Below are 16,659 nucleotides of genomic sequence, written 5' to 3'. Positions count from 1 at the left end.
ACACTCAACGCCGCCACAGCGCACTCAGCGGCCTACCACCCATCAGCCGCCTGTAACCAACGTTATGGCCGGGTACACCTAGACGCCGGCGTGGTGGCGCCGGCCGAACAGGCCGCCGCCGAAGCGCCGCCGCGGTTCGGCCTCGGCCGCCGCGGGGTCCGTGCGCGCCCGCGACACGTCGCGTGACTCGTCGTACATCGCCGGTTCGGCCGCCGGCGCGCCGGCGCCCGGTGCGGCCACCGGGGCGGCCGCCGGCTCGGTCACCACGACGTCGCGCGCGTGCCGCACCGCCGCGCGGGCCAGCGCGGCGCCGCCCAAAAACACGATCAGCGCGCCCAGGCCCGTGAAATAGGTGACCTCCAGCAGGGCCCGCTTGAGGTCCGCGGCCGCCGCGGGTTGGCCCACGTCGCCGATCCGCAGCGTCGGCGCGAACGCGCGCCCGACCACGAACCACGCGCCGCCGACCACCGCCAGCCAGCCGCCGAACACCGCGCTGGCGCGGTTCCCGGAGACGAGCAGGATCAGGCCGCCCACCGCGGTGACGACGCCGGGAAGCACCTCCAGCCAGCCCTTGGCCGCCGTCCAGGTCCAGGCCGGGTCGGTCATGTAGGCCCAGTTGATGTTGGGTCCGAAGAACGGAACGAGCGCGCCCCACGCGCCCAAAAGAATAAGGAGCAGCCCGGACAGTGCGCCGCGGCTGCGCGGCATGTAGGGCCGTCCATAGCCGGCGCCGTAGTCGGCGTTGGTGTGCCTCATAAGAATCTCCTCCGACAGCTAATTACTGCTGACGGCCTGGATACCCGCGGAGACGGTGACGTAACCCACACCGGCGCGCGGCGGTCACCACGGCGCTAGTCGAACAGACCCGGCTGCCCGAGGCCGGCCGCGCCGGCCGGCGGGGTCATCCCGAGGTGCGTCCAGGCCTGCGCGGTCGCCACCCGCCCACGCGGCGTGCGCGCCACCATGCCCGCGCGGACCAGGAACGGCTCGCACACCTCCTCGACGGTGGCGGCCTCCTCGCCCACCGCCACCGCCAGCGTCGACACCCCGACCGGGCCGCCGCCAAAGCCACGGGTCAGCGCGGACAGCACCGCCCGGTCCAGCCGGTCCAGGCCCAGCTCGTCGACGTCGTAGACCTCGAGCGCGGCCTTGGCGACATCCCGGGTGATCACGCCGTCGGCGCGCACCTCGGCGAAGTCGCGGACCCGGCGCAGCAGCCGGTTGGCGATGCGCGGGGTCCCGCGCGAGCGCCGGGCGATCTCCGCGCCGGCGTCGGCGCCCAGCTCGATGCCCAAAATCCCCGCCGAACGCGCCAGCACCCGCTCCAGCTCGGCGGGCTCGTAGAAGTCCATGTGCGCGGTGAAGCCGAACCGGTCGCGCAGCGGGCCGGTCAGCGCGCCGGACCGCGTCGTCGCGCCGACCAGGGTGAACGGCGCCACCTCCAGCGGGATCGACGTCGCCCCGGGGCCCTTCCCGACGACGACGTCGACGCGGAAGTCCTCCATCGCCAAATAGAGCATCTCCTCGGCGGGCCGGGCGATGCGGTGGATCTCGTCGATGAAGAGCACGTCGTGCTCGACCAGGTTGGACAGCATCGCGGCCAGGTCGCCGGCGCGCTCCAGCGCCGGCCCGGACGTCACCCGCAGCGACGAGCCGAGCTCGGCGGCGATGATCATCGCCAGCGACGTCTTGCCCAGCCCCGGCGGCCCGGACAGCAGGATGTGATCGGGCGTGCCGCCGCGGTTCTTGGCGCCCTCGATGACCAGCTGCAGCTGCTCGCACACCCGCGGCTGGCCGATGAACTCCCGCAGCGAGCGGGGCCGCAGGCCGACGTCGACGTCGCCCTCGCCGGACACCAGCGCCCCCGACACCTCGCGCTCGGCGTAGTCCTCCGGATGGTCGGGGCCGCGGAAGTTGTCGGTCATCGCGCCTTCCCCAGCAGCGACAGGGCGGCCCGCAACGCGCCCGGCGTCGTCGCGTCAGGATTCGTGGCCAGCACCTTGTCGGTGGCCTCCTCCGCCTGCTTGGCGGCGAAGCCCAGGCCCACCAGGGCCTCGACCACCGGGCCCCGCACGGCGTGGCCGTCGAGACCCGCGTGGGCGGGCGCGCCCGGCGCAAAAGCAGCCCCCACCGGGGCCACCTTGTCGCGCAGTTCCAGCACCATCCGCTCGGCGCCGCGCTTGCCGATGCCGGGCACCCGGGTCAGCGCGGCGACGTCGCCGTCGTGCAGGGCTTGGCGCAGCGCGGCGGCGTCGTGCACGGCCAGCGTCGCCATCGCCAGCCGGGGGCCCACCCCCGACACCGACAGCAGCGTGGCGAACAGGTCGCGGGTCTCGGCGTCGGAGAACCCGTAGAGCGTCATCGAGTCCTCGCGCACCACCATCGCGGTGATCAGCCTGGCCTCGCTCCCGCACCGCAGCGTCGCCAGCGTCGACGGCGTCGCGTTCACCCGGTAGCCGACGCCGGCGGCCTCGATCACAACGTGGTCGAGCGCCACCTCGAGCACCTCGCCGCGCACCGAGGCGATCATCGGACGGCCCTCGCCTTGGCCGCCAGCCTGGCCCGGTAGGCGTGCCGCTGCTGGGCGGCCACGGCCTCCGCTTTGGCCATCCGCGCGAGCATCGGCGCCCGCCAGCAGTGGCAGATCGCCAACGCCAGCGCGTCGGCCGCGTCGGCGGGCGTCGGTTTGGCTTGCAGCGCAAGGATTTTGGTGACCATCGCGGTCACCTGGGCCTTATCGGCGGCGCCGTTGCCGGTGACGGCGGCCTTGACCTCGCTGGGGGTGTGGAAGTGCACGCCGACGCCGCGCTTGGCCGCCGCCAGCGCCACCACGCCGCCCGCCTGGGCGGTGCCCATCACCGTCGTCACGTTGTGCTGGGAGAACACCCGCTCGATGGCGACCACGTCCGGCTGGTGGGTGGCCAGCCAATGCTCGACGGCGTCGCTGATGGCCAGCAACCGACTCGGCAGCGACGCGTCCGACGGGGTGCGCACCACGTCGACGTCGAGCGCGACGACGTGGCGCCCCCGCCCGCTTTCCACCACGGACAGCCCGCATCGGGTCAGCCCGGGATCGACGCCCATCACCCGCATTACCGCTCCCTACCACCAACAGTGCGAACAGCTGTTCGAGAGCCTAGCGGGCCGGGCCGACGCGATCCGTCAGGACACGCGCCGCCCTGGGCAAAAGCTGTTAACTTAAGGCCCACGTCCGCTCCTGCACCGCCGCAACGGAAGGGTCCGCGTGGGAACACTGCTGTTCGTGCTCGCGGCGGTGCTCTTCGTTGCCTCCATCGTGGTGCTGGTCATCGCGTTGCGGCGGCCGAAAAAAGGCGCGCGGCCGCGCGGGCGTTCCGACCCGCTGTCGTTCGACGCGATGCCGCAGTTCGGGCCGCGCCAGCTCGGCCCCGGCGCCGTGGTCAGCTACGGCGGCGTCGACTACGTGGTGCGCGGGTCGGTGACGTTCCGCGAGGGCCCGTTCGTGTGGTGGGAGCACCTGCTCGAGGGCGGCGACCAGCCGCTCTGGCTGAGCGTCGAAGAGGACGACGGGCGCCTCGAGCTGGCCATGTGGGTCGCCCGCAAGGACCTCACGCTGCAGCCCGGCGACTCCTACGTCGTCGACGGCGTCTCGTTCCACGAGTCCGAGCGCGGCCGCGCCTCCTACACCACCGAGGGCACCACCGGGCTGCCCGCGGGCGGCGAGATGGAGTTTCTGGACTGCACCAACGCCGACGAGAGCGCGCTGCTGTCCTTCGAGCGCTGGGCCCCGGACATGCCCTGGGAGATCTCGACGGGCAAGTCCGTGCGGCCCGGCGAGCTCACCGTTTATCCCGCGCCCCCACCCTCCTCGCCGTAGGAGCGCCCCGGTGCCGCTTCATCAGCTCGCCGTGACCCCGACGGACGTGTCCGGCGAAAGGCTGGGGCTGGCGCTCAACGCGCCCGCCCCGGCGCCGCTGGCCAGCTGCTCGCTGCGGCACCCCGCCGGCGGGGCGCTGCTGCTCGGGGTCCTGGGCGCCTCGCACGTCGTCGCGGTCGAGCACGCGAAAGGCACGTTCTCCGAACAGGTTTCGTGCACCGCCCGCAGCGCCGGGGGCGACCTGCCGCAGCGCACCGACGCGCCCGGCTACCGGCTGGAGTCGCGCACCGAAACCTACGACGAGGCCCGCTTCCGCCGGCTGGCGCGCGGGCTGCGCGACCGGTGCGCGCGCGAACCCGGCTGGCTCGGCGGGACGTTCCCCGGCGACGACGCCGCGCTGACCGCGCTGGCGGCCGCGCCCGACGGCGCCGGCTGGCGGTGGCAGACCTGGCATCTGTATCCCGGGCGCCGGCCCGGCTCCGGCGGGACCGTGGTGCACACCTCGAGCCGGTGGCAACCATGAGCCGCAACCGCCTGTTCGTGCTGTCGGGCGCCCTGGCCGTCGGCGCCGTCGTGTGCCTGGTATTGGGAATCGCGTTGCAGCACAAGAACATCGCGTCCTATATCGCCGGCCACTACCGGGAGTACTCGCGCGACGCGAACGGGACCCGCTACGCCTGCACCGGACCGCCCGCCCAGGTGGCCAACACGCTCGCCGGCTATCAGCGCCCCGACGCCCGCGCCGCGCGCGGCGACAGCCAATACCTGCGCTACCCCGACAACATCGTCATCGTGGGGCCCGACGGCGGCTACCCGTGCAGCATCCGCGTGGAGGGCCTCGGCGGCGGATACAGCCACGGCGCGTTCATCTTCCTCGGTCCCGGGTTCTCGCCCGGATCACCGTCGCGCGGCGCCGGAGGTAGCCCCGGCGGGCCGGGTGGAACGAAATAGCAAAGGAGACAACCATGTACCTCGCCGTCGAGATCGGCAACGTCGACGTCAACCCGATCCTGCGCGGCGTCGTCGCGTCGATCCTGTACTTCGCGGTCGGGATGGCCGTCCTCGTCGTGGGGTTCTACATGGTCGACGTGCTGACCCCGGGCAAGCTGCGCCAGCTGGTGTTCGTGGACCGCCGCCCCAACGCCGTCGTGATCGCCTGCGCGATGTACACCGCGCTCACCGTCGTGATCATCACCGCCATCGCCAACAGCTACAGCCAGCTGGGCCAGGGGCTGCTCGGCGTGGCGGTGTACGGCTTGATGGGCGTGATCCTGCTCGGCGTCGCGCTGCTCACGCTGCACCTGGTGATCCCCGGCAGCTTCCACGAGCACGTCGAGGACCCGCAGCTGCATCCGGCGTCGTTCGCGGTCGCGCTGATGCTGCTGGCCGTGGGAGGGGTCACCGCCGCCGCGGTGTCATGACGTCGGTCGATTCGCCGGCGCCGCGGGCGGTCCGGCCCCCGGAACCCTCGGCGCGGTGGCGCGCCGTGCTGCTGGCCGCCGTGGCGGCGTGCGCGGCGTGCGGCATCGTCTACGAGCTCGCCCTGCTGACGCTGTCGGCCAGCCTCAACGGCGGCGGGATCGTCGCCACCTCGCTGATCGTCGCGGGCTACATCGCCGCGCTGGGGGCCGGCGCCCTGCTGGTCAAGCCGCTGCTGGCGCACGCGGCGGCCGCGTTCGTCGCCGTGGAGGCGCTGCTGGGCGTCGTCGGCGGGCTGTCGGCGGCGGCGCTGTACGTGGTGTTCGCCTTCCTGGAGGCTTCCGACGGATCGACGTGGGTGCTGGCGGTGAGCACGGCGCTGATCGGCGCGCTGGTCGGCGCCGAGGTGCCGCTGCTGATGACGCTGCTGCAGCGCGGCCGGACCGCGGGGCCCGCCGACGCGGGGCGCACCCTGGCCAACCTCAACGCCGCCGACTACCTCGGGGCGCTGCTGGGCGGGCTGGTCTGGCCGTTTGTGCTGCTGCCGCAGCTGGGCATGATCCGCGGCGCGGCCGCCACCGGCATGGTCAACCTGGCCGCGGCGGCCGTGGTGTCGGTCTTCCTGCTGCGGCGCGCGGTGTCCGCCCGGCAGCTGCTGGCCGCGCTGTGCGCCCTGGCCGCCGCGCTCGCGCTGCTCGCCACGCTGCTGGCGCGCTCGGCGGACATCGAAACCACAAGCAGGCAGCGGCTTTACGCCGACCCGATCATCGCCTACCGGCACACGCCGTACCAGGAGATCGTGGTGACCCGCCGCGGCGACGACACCCGCCTCTACCTCGACGGGGGCCTGCAGTTCTCCACCCGCGACGAGTACCGCTACACCGAAAGCCTGGTCTACCCCGCGCTGGGCGGTGACGCCAGAGGGGCGCGCTCGGTGCTGGTGCTCGGCGGCGGCGACGGCCTGGCGGCCCGCGAGCTGCTGCGCCAGCCCGGCATCGAAAGGATCGTGCAGGTCGAGCTCGACCCCGCGGTGATCGAGCTGGCGCGCACCACGCTACGCGGCGCCAACGCCGGCGCCCTGGACAACCCGCGGGTCGGCGTGGTGATCGACGACGCGATGACCTGGCTGCGCCGCGGCCCGCCGGGGCTGTTCGACGCGGTCATCGTCGACTTGCCCGACCCCGACACGCCCGTCCTGGGCCGGCTGTACTCGACCGAGTTCTACGCGCTGGCCGGGCGGGCCCTGGCCCCCGGCGGGCTGCTGGCGGTGCAGGCGGGCAGCCCGTTTTCCACCCCGACGGCGTTCTGGCGCACGGTCTCGACGATCCGGGCCGCCGGGTACGCGGTCACGCCGTACCACGTGCACGTGCCCACCTTCGGCGACTGGGGCTTCGCCCTGGCGCGCCGCGGCGACGCCGCGCCCAGGCCGAAGATGCCGGCCGACGCGCCGCCGCTGCGCTTCCTCAACCAGCGGGTCCTGGACGCCGCCACGGTGTTCGCCGGGGACATCGGGCCGCGGGCGCTGGAGCCCTCGACGCTGGACAACCCGCGCGTCGTCGACGACATGCGGCGCGGTTGGGATCGGTAGCGCCCGCTTGCACGCAGATCGCGTTCTGGGCGGTCGTCGTGGCCGTCCGAGAGCCTCGGCCCGGCCCCGTGGCGCTCAGCCCTCGATCTGGGCCAGGATCTCGTCGGGGATGTCGGCGTTGGTGTAGACGTCCTGAACGTCGTCGCTGTCCTCGAGGGCGTCGACGAGCTTCATCACCTTCGCCGCGCCGTCGGCGTCGAGCGGCACGGTCACCGACGGCTGGAATCCCGCCTCGGCGGAGTCGTAGTCGATGCCGGCGTCCTGCAGCGCTTTGCGCACCGCGACCAGGTCGCCGGGCTCGGTGATGATCTCGAAGCTGTCGCCCAGGTCGCTGACGTCCTCGGCGCCGGCGTCGAGGACCGCGGCCAGCACGTCGTCCTCGGTGAGGCCGTTCTTCTCCAAAGTGATCACGCCCTTGCGGCTGAACAGGTAGGCCACCGACCCGGGGTCGGCCATGGTGCCGCCGTTGCGCGTCATCGCGACCCGGACCTCGCTGGCCGCGCGGTTGCGGTTGTCGGTCAGGCACTCGATCAGCACCGCCACGCCGTTGGGCGCGTAGCCCTCGTAGGTGATGGTCTGCCAGTCGGCGCCGCCGGCCTCCTCGCCGGCGCCGCGCTTGCGCGCCTTTTCGATGTTGTCGTTGGGCACCGAGCTCTTCTTGGCCTTCTGGATGGCGTCGTACAGCGTGGGGTTGCCCGCGGGGTCACCGCCGCCGACTCGGGCCGCGACCTCGATGTTCTTGATCAACCGGGCGAACATCTTGCCGCGGCGGGCGTCGATGACGGCCTTCTTGTGCTTGGTGGTGGCCCACTTGGAATGGCCGCTCATTGCTCGTCGTACCTCTTCTGTTGCCTCAAAGTTCGCCGTACGAGTCTACGTGGCCGGCCATCGTGGGGTCGGCGACCGGCACTCAGGCCTTGCCGGTGACCATGTCCACGAACATGTGGTGGATGCGACGATCGCCCGTCATCTCGGGGTGAAACGCCGTCGCCAGCACCGGGCCCTGGCGCACCGCGACGATGTGCCCCGCCGCGCGGGCCAGCACCCGGACCCCGTCGCCGACCCGCTCCACCCACGGCGCGCGGATGAACACCGCGCGCACCGGCCCGTCGAGGTCCGCGAATCCGATGTCGCCCTCGAACGAGTCGACCTGGCGCCCAAAGGCGTTGCGCCGCACCGTCATGTCGATGGCGCGCAGCGGCAGCGCCTGGCGCCCCCGGGCGCCGGCGTCGAGGATCTCGCTGGCCAGCAGGATCATGCCGGCGCACGCGCCGTAGGCCGGCAGCCCCTCGGCCAGCCGCGACCGCAGCGGCTCGAGCAGGTCGAAGTCGACCAGCAGGTGGCTCATGGTGGTGGACTCCCCGCCGGGGATGACCAGCCCGTCCACGGCGTCCAGCTCGCGGCGCCGGCGAACCGGCGCCGCCTCGGCCCCGGCCTCGGTAAGCGCGGCCAGGTGCTCGCGGGTGTCGCCCTGCAGCGCCAGGACACCGATCCGCGGCGCGCTCACCGGTCGGCGGAGGAAAAGTCGCGCATGAAGCGGGTCAGCCCCTCCTGCATGACCGCGGCGACCATCTCGCCGGAACGGGTGAAGATCTTGCCCTGGCACAGCGAGCGACCGCCGCTGGCCGACGGCGAGCTCTGGTCGTAGAGCAACCACTCGTCGGCCCGGAACGGGCGCATGAACCACATCGCGTGGTCCAGCGACGCCACCTGCAGGTGCTCGCGCACGTCGAGGTGGTTGACCTGCGCCGACCCGAGCAGGGTCAGGTCGCTCATGTAGGCCAGCGCGCAGATGTGCAGCACCGGGTCGTCGGGCAGCGGGTCGCGGTGGCGAAACCACACCTGCTGCTGGGAGGCCTTGCCCGGCGAGAGCCGCAGCCGCTCGCGGGGCACGATGCAGACGTCCCACTCCTCGAACTGCTTGAACCCGGCGTCGTCGAAGACCCGCATCGAGTCCAGGCCGGGCAGCCCGTCGGGCGGCGGCGCGACGGGCATGACGTCCTGGTGGTGGATGCCTTCCTGGTCGATCTGAAAAGACGCCGACATCGAAAAGATGGTCTCCCCATGCTGGATGGCGTTGACGCGCCGCGTGACGAACGAGCCGCCGTCGCGGATGCGCTCGACGAGAAACACCGTGCGCTCCGTCGCGTCCCCGGGCCGCAGGAAGTACCCGTGCAGCGAGTGCACCTGGTAGCGCGGGTCGACGGTGCGCACCGCCGACACCAGCGACTGCCCGGCCACGTGACCGCCGAAGGTGCGCTGGAAGTAACCCGATTCCGGGCTGAACACGCTCCCGCGATAGATGTTGACCTCGAGTTGTTCGAGATCGAGGATCTTTTCGATCGCCACGGACTGTTCTTACCAGCCCCGCTGAGCCAGGCGATGCGGCTGCGCGATCTGCTCGACGTTGATGCCGACCATCGGCTCGCCCAGCCCGCGCGACACCTTGGCCAGCACGTCGGGGTCGTCGTAGAACGTGGTGGCCTTGACGATCGCGGCGGCGCGGTGCTCGGGGGCGCCGGACTTGAAGATGCCCGAGCCGACGAAGACCCCCTCGGCGCCGAGCTGCATCATCATCGCGGCGTCGGCGGGCGTGGCGATGCCGCCCGCGGTGAACAGCGTCACCGGCAGCTTGCCCGCCCGCGCGACCTCCACGACGAGCTCGTAGGGCGCCTGCAATTCCTTTGCCGCGACGTACAATTCGTCCTCGGACAGCGACGTCAGCCGGCGGATCTCGCCGCTGATGGCGCGCATGTGCGTGGTGGCGTTGGAGACGTCGCCGGTGCCGGCCTCGCCCTTGGAGCGGATCATCGCCGCGCCCTCGTTGATGCGGCGCAACGCCTCGCCGAGGTTGGTCGCCCCGCACACGAACGGCACCGTGAACTTCCACTTGTCGATGTGGTGGGTGTAGTCGGCGGGGGTCAGCACCTCGGACTCGTCGATGTAGTCCACGCCCAGGCTCTGCAGGATCTGCGCCTCGACGAAGTGCCCGATGCGGACCTTGGCCATCACGGGGATGGTCACCGCGGAGATGATGCCCTCGATCATGTCGGGGTCGCTCATCCGCGACACCCCGCCCTGGGCGCGGATGTCGGCCGGCACCCGTTCGAGCGCCATCACCGCCACGGCACCGGCGCCCTCGGCGATGCGGGCCTGCTCGGGGGTGACGACGTCCATGATGACGCCGCCCTTGAGCATCTCGGCCATGCCGCGCTTGACCCGCGCGGTGCCCGTCTGGTTGGCCTGGCTCGGCCGTCCGGCGCTGTCCACCACTCTCCTTCACCCGGTAATTCGGGCACCAGTCTAGTGGGGGTCGACGACCGAGTCCGCGCGCGATCAGCGGATCGGCTGGGGCGCGCCGGGGTCGCGGGCGCCGTCGGCCAGCCGGTTGGCCGCGGGCAACAGCTCCCCGAGCTGCAGCGGGTACACCTGCTCGCCGGCCGCGGTCAGCGCGGCGATGTCGTTCGCGTCACACCAGCGGGCGCCGTGGATGTAGCGGCGCTCCAGCTCGGTGCGGCCCGCGACGGACGGCTCGAAGCGGCGGGTGCGGTGAACCAGGTAGAACTCCTCGCTGTCGATCAGCGAGCCGTTGAACTCGAAGACCTCGTCGCGCCGCCAGATGGGGCCGACGAAGCCGGCGGGGTCGACGCGCAGCCCGGTTTCCTCGGCCAGCTCCCGCGCCGCGGCCTCGGCCAACCGCTCGCGGGGGCGCACCTCGCCGCCGACGGTGAACCACCACCTCGGCGCGCCGCCGTCGCTGATCGCGGGATCCGAGCCGCACAGCAGCAGCACCGCGCCGGTTTCGTCGAGCAGCACCACCCGCGCCGAGGTGCGACGGTTGAGCGCGCCCGGAACGGCCAGGTCACCGTGCGCCAGGGCGTGTGGCCGCTCGACGATCTCGAAATAGCTTGGCAGCGCGGCGGTTCCACCGAGCCGGAACGCGCGCACCAGGGGCCGCTCGGCCAGCGCGAGGGTGTCGCGCACGGCGTCGTTGTGGAACCGGCGGGCCAGCACCACCCGCGCCTCGGCGTCGGCCAGCTCGGCCACCAGGCCCGCCGGCACCGACGCCGGGCCGACGGCGGCCAGCGCCGCCGACAGCTCGTTCTCGCACGACTCGCGCGCGTGCCGGGGGGCGTTCTCGGCCGCGTCGGCCAGCGCCGTCAACCGCCGGCCCGCGGGCGAATTCCCGTACGCGTCGATCGCGACGGCGCGCGCCACCACCGCCCGCCGCGCCAGCGCGCCGTCCAGCGCCTGCCACGACAGGTCGTAGCGCACGTGCAGCCGGTCCAGCCGGTTGGCGGTCCGGTACGCCCAGGCGCCGGCCAGGGCGACCAGCGCCGCCAGCACAGCGATGGCGACGATCAGCCACGACATCAGCCGGCCACCTGGACCTTGCTGCCCGACCCGGCGACCGTCTCGTACACCCGCATGATCTGGCTGGCCACCACCGACCAGTCGTAGCGGTGCACCGCCGCCGACCCGGCCGCCACGTAGCGGTCGCGCAGCGCGTCGTCGGAAAGCACCTCGACCAGCGCGTCGGCCAGGGCGGCGGCCTGCGACTCCGGCGGATCGACCGGCACCAGCCGCCCGCACTCGCCGTCGCACAGCACGCGCCGGAAAGCGTCCAGGTCGCTGGCCACCACCGGGGTTCCGGCCGCCATCGCCTCCACCAGGACGATGCCGAAGCTCTCGCCGCCGGTGTTGGGCGCGCAGTAGACGTCGGCGCTGCGCATCGCCGACGCCTTGCCGGCGTCGTCCACCTGCCCGAGAAACCGCATGTGCTTCGCCAGCCCGCCGGCCTGCCCGCGCAGCTGCTCCTCGTCGCCGCGGCCGACAATCAGCAGCTGCACGTCCGCGCAGCGCCGCACCACCCGCGGCAGCGCGTCCAGCAGCACCGACATGCCCTTGCGGGGCTCGTCGTAGCGGCCCAGGAACAACACCGTCTTGCCCGGCCGCGGGTAGCCGTCCAGCGGCGGGGCCGCCGCGAACGATTCGACGTCGACCCCGTTGGGGATCTCGACCGCGTCGGTCCCCAGCGCCTCCATCTGCCAGCGCCGGGCCAGGTCGGACACCGCGATGCGCCCGACGATCTTCTCGTGCATCGGGCGCAGGATGCCCTGGAACACCGTCAGGGTCAGCGACTTGGTGGTCGAGGTGTGAAACGTCGCCACGATCGGTCCCTCGGCGATGTTGAGGGCCAGCATCGACAGGCTGGGCGCGTTGGGCTCGTGCAGGTGCAGGACGTCGAAATCACCGTCGGCGAGCCACTTTTTGACCTTGCGGTGCGTGGCGGGCCCGAACCGCAGCCGCGCCACCGACCCGTTGTAGGGGATCGGGACGGCCTTGCCGGCGGAGACGACGTAGTCGGGCAGCGACGCGTGCGGCGACACGGGCGCGAGCACGCTGACGTCGTGGCCGCGGGCGCGCATCACCTCGGCGAGTTGCAGGACGTGCGACTGCACCCCGCCCGGGACGTCGAACGAGTAGGGACAGACCATCCCGATGCGCATCAGGCTTCCCTCAGCCTCGCCCGTCTCGCCTCGGTCAGGTCGGCCAGCCACTGCGGCTGCATCATGTGCCAGTCCTCGGGGTGGGCGGCGATGTTCTCGGCGAACCGGTCGGCCAGCCCCTGGGTGATGGCGCCGACGTCGCCGCCGCCGGTGTCGAGCGGCGGGAACACCTCGAACCCCCAGCCGTCCCCGTCGAACCAGCAGTGCACCGGCAGCAGGGCCGCCCCCGTCGCGACCGCCAGCTTGGCGGGGCCGGCCGGCATCCGGGTGGCCTCGCCGAAGAAGTCGACCTGCACGCCGGTGCGGGTCAGGTCGCGATCGGCCATCAGGCACACCAGCCCGTTGGCGCGCAGCCGGTCGCACAGCACCTCGAAGGGCGGCCGCTCGCCGCCCGACAGCGGCAGCACCTGAAAGCCCAGGCCCTCGCGGTAGCGGACGAAACGCCGGTACAGCGACTCCGGTTGCAGCCGTTCCGCGACGGTGGTGAAGGTGCCGCGCGTCTGGGTGAACCACACCCCGGCCATGTCCCAGTTGCCGCTGTGCGGCAGCGCGCATATCGCGCCGCGGCCCGCGGCCAGCGCCGCGTCCAGGTTGTCGGCGCCGCGGAACGCGGCGTCGAGTTCGACCGCCAGCTTCCGAAGGTTCATCGACGGGAGGCGAAACGCCTCCCGCCAGTAGCGGCCGTAGGACGCCAGCGAGTCGCGCATCAGCGCGTCGGGCACCCGCTCCGGGGCCACCCCGACGACGCGCGCCAGGTTCTTGCGCAGCTGCTCCGGGCCGCCGTTGCGGGCGGCATAACGCGCCCCGGCGTCAAAGGCGTTGCGGGCCGCGAACTCCGGCAGGGCCCGCACGGCCATCCAGCCGGCCGCGAAGGTCCAATCGGTCGCGGTCCGGGTCAGCGGTCCGGGCAGGATCACGGCTGCCCCTCGGGCGGGAGCGGGCCCGTCGCCCCCGGCGACGTCCGCACGGTGTGCAGCCGCTGCACGCAGGTGATCACGCTGGCCACCGCGAGCAGCCACATCGCCACCGGCAGCGCCCACGGCAGGGGGTATCCCGGCAGGTCGGACAGGCCCGCGCCGACCAGCACGATGATCAGCCGTTCCGGGCGTTCGATGATGCCGGCGTCGCCGCGCAGGCCGCTGGCCTCGGCGCGGGCCTTGATGTAGGAGATGACCTGGGAGGTGACCAGGCAGATCAGGGTCGCCGCGGCCAGCGGCTCGTCGCGCAGGCCGAAGGCGACCCACCACAGCAGCCCGCAGAACACCGCGCCGTCGCTGACGCGGTCGCACGTGGCGTCCAGCACCGCGCCGAAGCGGGTGCCGCCGCCGCGTTCCCGCGCCATGGCGCCGTCGAGCATGTCGAACAGCACGAAGAACCAGACCACCAGCGTGCCGGCGAACAGCTTGCCCAACGGAAACAGCGTCAGCGCCCCCGCCACCGCGACGACGGTGCCCAGCACGGTGACCGCGTCCGGGGTCAAGCCGACCCGCAGCGCTGCCCTGGCGGTCGGAGTGGTGAGCCGCGCGAACGCCGCCCGCGACAGGAACGGCACCTTGCTCATCGCTGTCTTGCCCGGCTCATGACTGGCGGGCCCATTCCGTGGCCAGCAGCTGGCGGGTCTCGCGCAGCAACTGCGGTATCACCTTCGACCCGCCGATGATGGTGATGAAGTTGGCGTCGCCGCCCCAGCGCGGCACGACATGCACGTGCAAATGCTCGGCCAGCGACCCGCCCGCCGACGTGCCCAGGTTGAGCCCGACGTTGAAGCCGTGCGGGCGCGATACGTTCTTGATCACGCGAATCGCCTTCTGAACGAAGGCCATCAGCTCCGCGCTCTCGGCCTCGGTCAGGTCCTCGAGTTCGGAGACGCGCCGGTAGGGCACCACCATCAGGTGGCCGGGGTTGTAGGGGTAGAGGTTGAGCACGGCGTAGACCAGCTCGCCGCGGGCCACCACCAGGCCGTCCTCGTCGGGCAGCTGCGGGATGTCGGTGAACGGCTGCTCGGTCTTGCCGTTGTCGCGCTTCAGCGGCGCCTCGGCCAGGTACGTCATCCGGTACGGCGTCCACAACCGCTGCAAATGGTCACGCTCGCCGACACCCCGGTCCAGGATGGTGTCTTCGGCGTCCTCGGCGCGCCCTTGGTCACCCACCGCCGGCCACTTTCACCAGTTCGGCTGTGGGAGCGGCGTTTTCGCGGTCCGCGATCCACTTCACGACGGCGTCCACCGCGCTGTCGCGGTCCACGCCGTTGATCTGCGTGCGGTCGCCGAAACGGAAGCTCACCGCCCCGGCCGCCACGTCGCGGTCGCCGGCCAGCAACATGAACGGGACCTTCTGGTTGGTGTGGTGGACGATCTTCTTGGCCATCCGGTCATCGCTGGTGTCCACCTCAACCCGGACACCGTGCGACTTCAGCTGCGCGGCAACGCTTTCCAGGTAGGCGATGTGCTCGTCGGCGACGGGGATGCCGACCACCTGTACCGGCGCCAGCCACGCCGGGAACGCCCCGGCGTAGTGCTCGGTGAGGATGCCGAAGAACCGCTCGATCGACCCGAACAGGGCGCGGTGGATCATCACCGGGCGCCGGCGGGTGCCGTCGGGCGCGGTGTACTCCAGCTCGAAACGCTCCGGGAAGTTGAAGTCCAGCTGGATCGTCGACATCTGCCAGGTGCGCCCCAGCGCGTCCTTGACCTGCACGGAAATCTTCGGGCCGTAGAACGCCGCGCCGCCCGGGTCCGGCACCAGGTCCAGGCCGGACTCGGCGCCCACCTCCGCCAGCACGTTGGTGGCCTCCGCCCATACCTCGTCGGAGCCGACGAACTTCTCGGGGTCCTTGGTCGACAGCTCGAGATAGAAGTCGGTCAGGCCGTAGTCGCCGAGCAGGTCGAGCACGAACCGCAGCAACGAGCGCAGCTCGTCGCGCATCTGCTCGCGCGTGCAGAAGATGTGCGCGTCGTCCATCGTCAGGCCGCGCACCCGGGTCAGCCCGTGGATGACGCCGGACTTCTCCAGCCGGTAGACGGTGCCGAACTCGAAGAGCCGCAACGGCAGTTCGCGATACGACCGCCCGCGGGCCCGGAAGATCAGGCAGTGCATCGGGCAGTTCATCGGCTTGAGGTAGTAGTCCTGGCCCGGCTTGCGCAGCGACCCGTCCTCGTTGTGCTCGGCGTCGATGTGCATCGGCGGGAACATGCCGTCGGCGTACCAGTCGAGGTGGCCCGAGGTGTTGAACAGCTGGGCCTTGGTGATGTGCGGGGTGTTGACGAACTCGTAGCCGGCGTGCGCGTGCTTGCGCCGCGAGTAGTCCTCCAGCTCCCGGCGCACGATGCCGCCCTTGGGGTGGAAAACCGCCAGGCCCGAACCGATTTCGTCGGGGAAGCTGAAAAGGTCCAGCTCGGCGCCCAGCTTGCGGTGGTCGCGGCGCTGGGCCTCGGCGATCAGCTCGAGGTGCCGGTCGAGCGCCTCCTGCGACTCCCAGGCCGTGCCGTAGATGCGTTGCAGGCTGGCGTTTCGCTGATCGCCCCGCCAATAGGCGGCCGAGCTTCTGGTCAGCTTGAACGCCGGGATGTGCTTGGTGGTCGGGATGTGCGGGCCCCGGCACAAATCGCCCCAAACCCGTTCGCGGGTGCGGGGATTGAGGTTGTCATAGGCGGTGAGCTCGTCGCCGCCGACCTCCATGATTTCCGCGTCGCCGGACTTGTCGTCGACGAGTTCGAGCTTGTAGGGCTCGTCGGCCAGCTCGGCGCGGGCCTGCTCTTTGGACTGATAAACCCGCCGGTCGAACAGCTGGCCCTCCTTGACGATCTGGCGCATCCGCTTTTCCAGCTTCTCCAGATCGTCCGGGGTGAACGGCTCGGGCACGTCGAAGTCGTAGTAGAAGCCGTCGGTGATCGGCGGCCCGATGCCCAACTTGGCGTGCGGGAACAGGTCTTGGACGGCCTGGGCCAGCACGTGGGCGGTCGAATGCCGGATGACGGCGCGGCCCTCTTCGGTGTTGGCGGGCACCGGGATCACGTCGGCGTCGGCCTCGGGCACCCAGCTCAGGTCGCGCAGCTTGCCCTCGGCGTCGCGGACCACCACGACCGCGTCGGGCGCGCCGCGGCGCGGCAGCCCCGCCTCGCCGACGGCGGCCGCCGCGGTGGTCCCCGCCGGCACCCGGATCGGGGCTTCGGCTCCTTGCGGCGATCGCGGGCGCGGCGAAGCCGGGCGCTGCGGGTCGCCGCCATCGGCTCCGGGGGTCGGCTGTGCGGCGGCGCTCATCGGGTTGCTCTCCACGGTTCGGGTCG

Annotated in this window: 19 protein-coding genes; 5 read left to right on the top strand and 14 right to left on the bottom strand. The window is 72.1% G+C overall.

Annotated features, from left to right (window positions below; translation table 11 throughout):
• Nucleotides 1-78: 78 nt before the first annotated feature.
• The 4 genes from AWC19_RS25755 to ruvC form a co-directional block, all read right to left on the bottom strand.
• A complete protein-coding gene (locus tag AWC19_RS25755; RefSeq protein WP_085080917.1) occupies nucleotides 79-756 on the bottom strand; it encodes a hypothetical protein in 678 nt (225 codons plus the stop codon).
• A 95-nt stretch (nucleotides 757-851) separates the two neighbouring features.
• Nucleotides 852-1,925, bottom strand: coding sequence for a Holliday junction branch migration DNA helicase RuvB (ruvB, locus tag AWC19_RS25750; protein WP_085080916.1), 1,074 nt, complete (start codon nucleotides 1,923-1,925; stop codon nucleotides 852-854).
• Nucleotides 1,922-2,530, bottom strand: a complete 609-nt coding sequence (ruvA, locus tag AWC19_RS25745; RefSeq protein WP_085080915.1) for a Holliday junction branch migration protein RuvA — start codon at nucleotides 2,528-2,530, stop codon at nucleotides 1,922-1,924. Before ruvA ends, ruvB begins: the two co-directional genes overlap by 4 nt.
• Complete coding sequence (gene ruvC, locus AWC19_RS25740) at nucleotides 2,527-3,093, bottom strand: crossover junction endodeoxyribonuclease RuvC (RefSeq protein ID WP_085080914.1); 567 nt, start codon at nucleotides 3,091-3,093, stop codon at nucleotides 2,527-2,529. Before ruvC ends, ruvA begins: the two co-directional genes overlap by 4 nt.
• Before the next feature lie 151 nt (nucleotides 3,094-3,244).
• Between ruvC and AWC19_RS25735 the strand changes: the two genes are divergently transcribed.
• The 5 genes from AWC19_RS25735 to AWC19_RS25715 are packed head-to-tail and all read left to right on the top strand — an operon-like array spanning nucleotide 3,245 to nucleotide 6,863.
• Nucleotides 3,245-3,856 carry a DUF4178 domain-containing protein gene (locus tag AWC19_RS25735; RefSeq protein ID WP_085080913.1) on the top strand — a complete coding sequence of 204 codons (612 nt, stop codon included), beginning with the start codon at nucleotides 3,245-3,247 and terminating at the stop codon, nucleotides 3,854-3,856.
• 10 nt (nucleotides 3,857-3,866) lie between these two features.
• Complete coding sequence (locus AWC19_RS25730) at nucleotides 3,867-4,379, top strand: DUF2617 family protein (RefSeq protein WP_085080912.1); 513 nt, start codon at nucleotides 3,867-3,869, stop codon at nucleotides 4,377-4,379.
• Entirely contained in the window at nucleotides 4,376-4,807 is a 432-nt protein-coding gene (locus AWC19_RS25725; RefSeq protein ID WP_085080911.1) for a DUF4247 domain-containing protein, read from the top strand. The genes AWC19_RS25730 and AWC19_RS25725 overlap by 4 nt, the downstream gene beginning before the upstream one ends.
• Nucleotides 4,808-4,821: 14 nt before the next feature.
• The gene (locus tag AWC19_RS25720) at nucleotides 4,822-5,277 is read left to right on the top strand and encodes a DUF350 domain-containing protein (protein WP_085080910.1); all 456 of its coding nucleotides are present in this window, start codon (nucleotides 4,822-4,824) and stop codon (nucleotides 5,275-5,277) included.
• Complete coding sequence (locus tag AWC19_RS25715) at nucleotides 5,274-6,863, top strand: polyamine aminopropyltransferase (RefSeq protein ID WP_085080909.1); 1,590 nt, start codon at nucleotides 5,274-5,276, stop codon at nucleotides 6,861-6,863. Before AWC19_RS25720 ends, AWC19_RS25715 begins: the two co-directional genes overlap by 4 nt.
• 75 nt (nucleotides 6,864-6,938) lie before the next feature.
• Here the strand turns inward: AWC19_RS25715 and AWC19_RS25710 are convergent, their stop codons facing one another.
• From AWC19_RS25710 to thrS, 10 genes are all read right to left on the bottom strand, one after another.
• Nucleotides 6,939-7,691 (bottom strand): YebC/PmpR family DNA-binding transcriptional regulator, encoded by a 753-nt coding sequence (locus AWC19_RS25710; RefSeq protein ID WP_085080908.1) that lies wholly within the window; start codon nucleotides 7,689-7,691, stop codon nucleotides 6,939-6,941.
• Between the two features lie 82 nt (nucleotides 7,692-7,773).
• A complete protein-coding gene (gene pdxT, locus AWC19_RS25705) occupies nucleotides 7,774-8,370 on the bottom strand; it encodes a pyridoxal 5'-phosphate synthase glutaminase subunit PdxT (protein WP_085080907.1) in 597 nt (198 codons plus the stop codon).
• The gene (gene tesB, locus AWC19_RS25700; protein WP_085080906.1) at nucleotides 8,367-9,212 is read right to left on the bottom strand and encodes an acyl-CoA thioesterase II; all 846 of its coding nucleotides are present in this window, start codon (nucleotides 9,210-9,212) and stop codon (nucleotides 8,367-8,369) included. Before tesB ends, pdxT begins: the two co-directional genes overlap by 4 nt.
• A gap of 9 nt (nucleotides 9,213-9,221) precedes the next feature.
• Nucleotides 9,222-10,133, bottom strand: a complete 912-nt coding sequence (pdxS, locus tag AWC19_RS25695) for a pyridoxal 5'-phosphate synthase lyase subunit PdxS (protein WP_085080905.1) — start codon at nucleotides 10,131-10,133, stop codon at nucleotides 9,222-9,224.
• 66 nt (nucleotides 10,134-10,199) lie between these two features.
• Nucleotides 10,200-11,237: an NUDIX hydrolase gene (locus tag AWC19_RS25690; RefSeq protein ID WP_085080904.1), complete on the bottom strand. Its 1,038-nt coding sequence runs from the start codon at nucleotides 11,235-11,237 to the stop codon at nucleotides 10,200-10,202.
• Nucleotides 11,237-12,373 carry a glycosyltransferase family 4 protein gene (locus AWC19_RS25685; RefSeq protein WP_085080903.1) on the bottom strand — a complete coding sequence of 379 codons (1,137 nt, stop codon included), beginning with the start codon at nucleotides 12,371-12,373 and terminating at the stop codon, nucleotides 11,237-11,239. Before AWC19_RS25685 ends, AWC19_RS25690 begins: the two co-directional genes overlap by 1 nt.
• Complete coding sequence (locus AWC19_RS25680; RefSeq protein ID WP_245849336.1) at nucleotides 12,373-13,290, bottom strand: phosphatidylinositol mannoside acyltransferase; 918 nt, start codon at nucleotides 13,288-13,290, stop codon at nucleotides 12,373-12,375. The genes AWC19_RS25685 and AWC19_RS25680 overlap by 1 nt, the downstream gene beginning before the upstream one ends.
• Nucleotides 13,287-13,934, bottom strand: a complete 648-nt coding sequence (gene pgsA / locus AWC19_RS25675) for a phosphatidylinositol phosphate synthase (RefSeq protein ID WP_085080902.1) — start codon at nucleotides 13,932-13,934, stop codon at nucleotides 13,287-13,289. The genes AWC19_RS25680 and pgsA overlap by 4 nt, the downstream gene beginning before the upstream one ends.
• Nucleotides 13,935-13,950: 16 nt before the next feature.
• Nucleotides 13,951-14,523 (bottom strand): ATP adenylyltransferase, encoded by a 573-nt coding sequence (locus AWC19_RS25670; protein ID WP_085080901.1) that lies wholly within the window; start codon nucleotides 14,521-14,523, stop codon nucleotides 13,951-13,953.
• Nucleotides 14,516-16,633: a threonine--tRNA ligase gene (gene thrS / locus AWC19_RS25665; RefSeq protein ID WP_085080922.1), complete on the bottom strand. Its 2,118-nt coding sequence runs from the start codon at nucleotides 16,631-16,633 to the stop codon at nucleotides 14,516-14,518. Before thrS ends, AWC19_RS25670 begins: the two co-directional genes overlap by 8 nt.
• Nucleotides 16,634-16,659 lie beyond the last annotated feature (26 nt).

Origin of the sequence: Mycobacterium palustre (genome assembly GCF_002101785.1) — a bacterium.
Classification (GTDB): domain Bacteria; phylum Actinomycetota; class Actinomycetes; order Mycobacteriales; family Mycobacteriaceae; genus Mycobacterium; species Mycobacterium palustre.
Note: the sequence above shows the minus strand (reverse complement) of the source record. Positions and strands in the feature narration are given on the sequence as shown.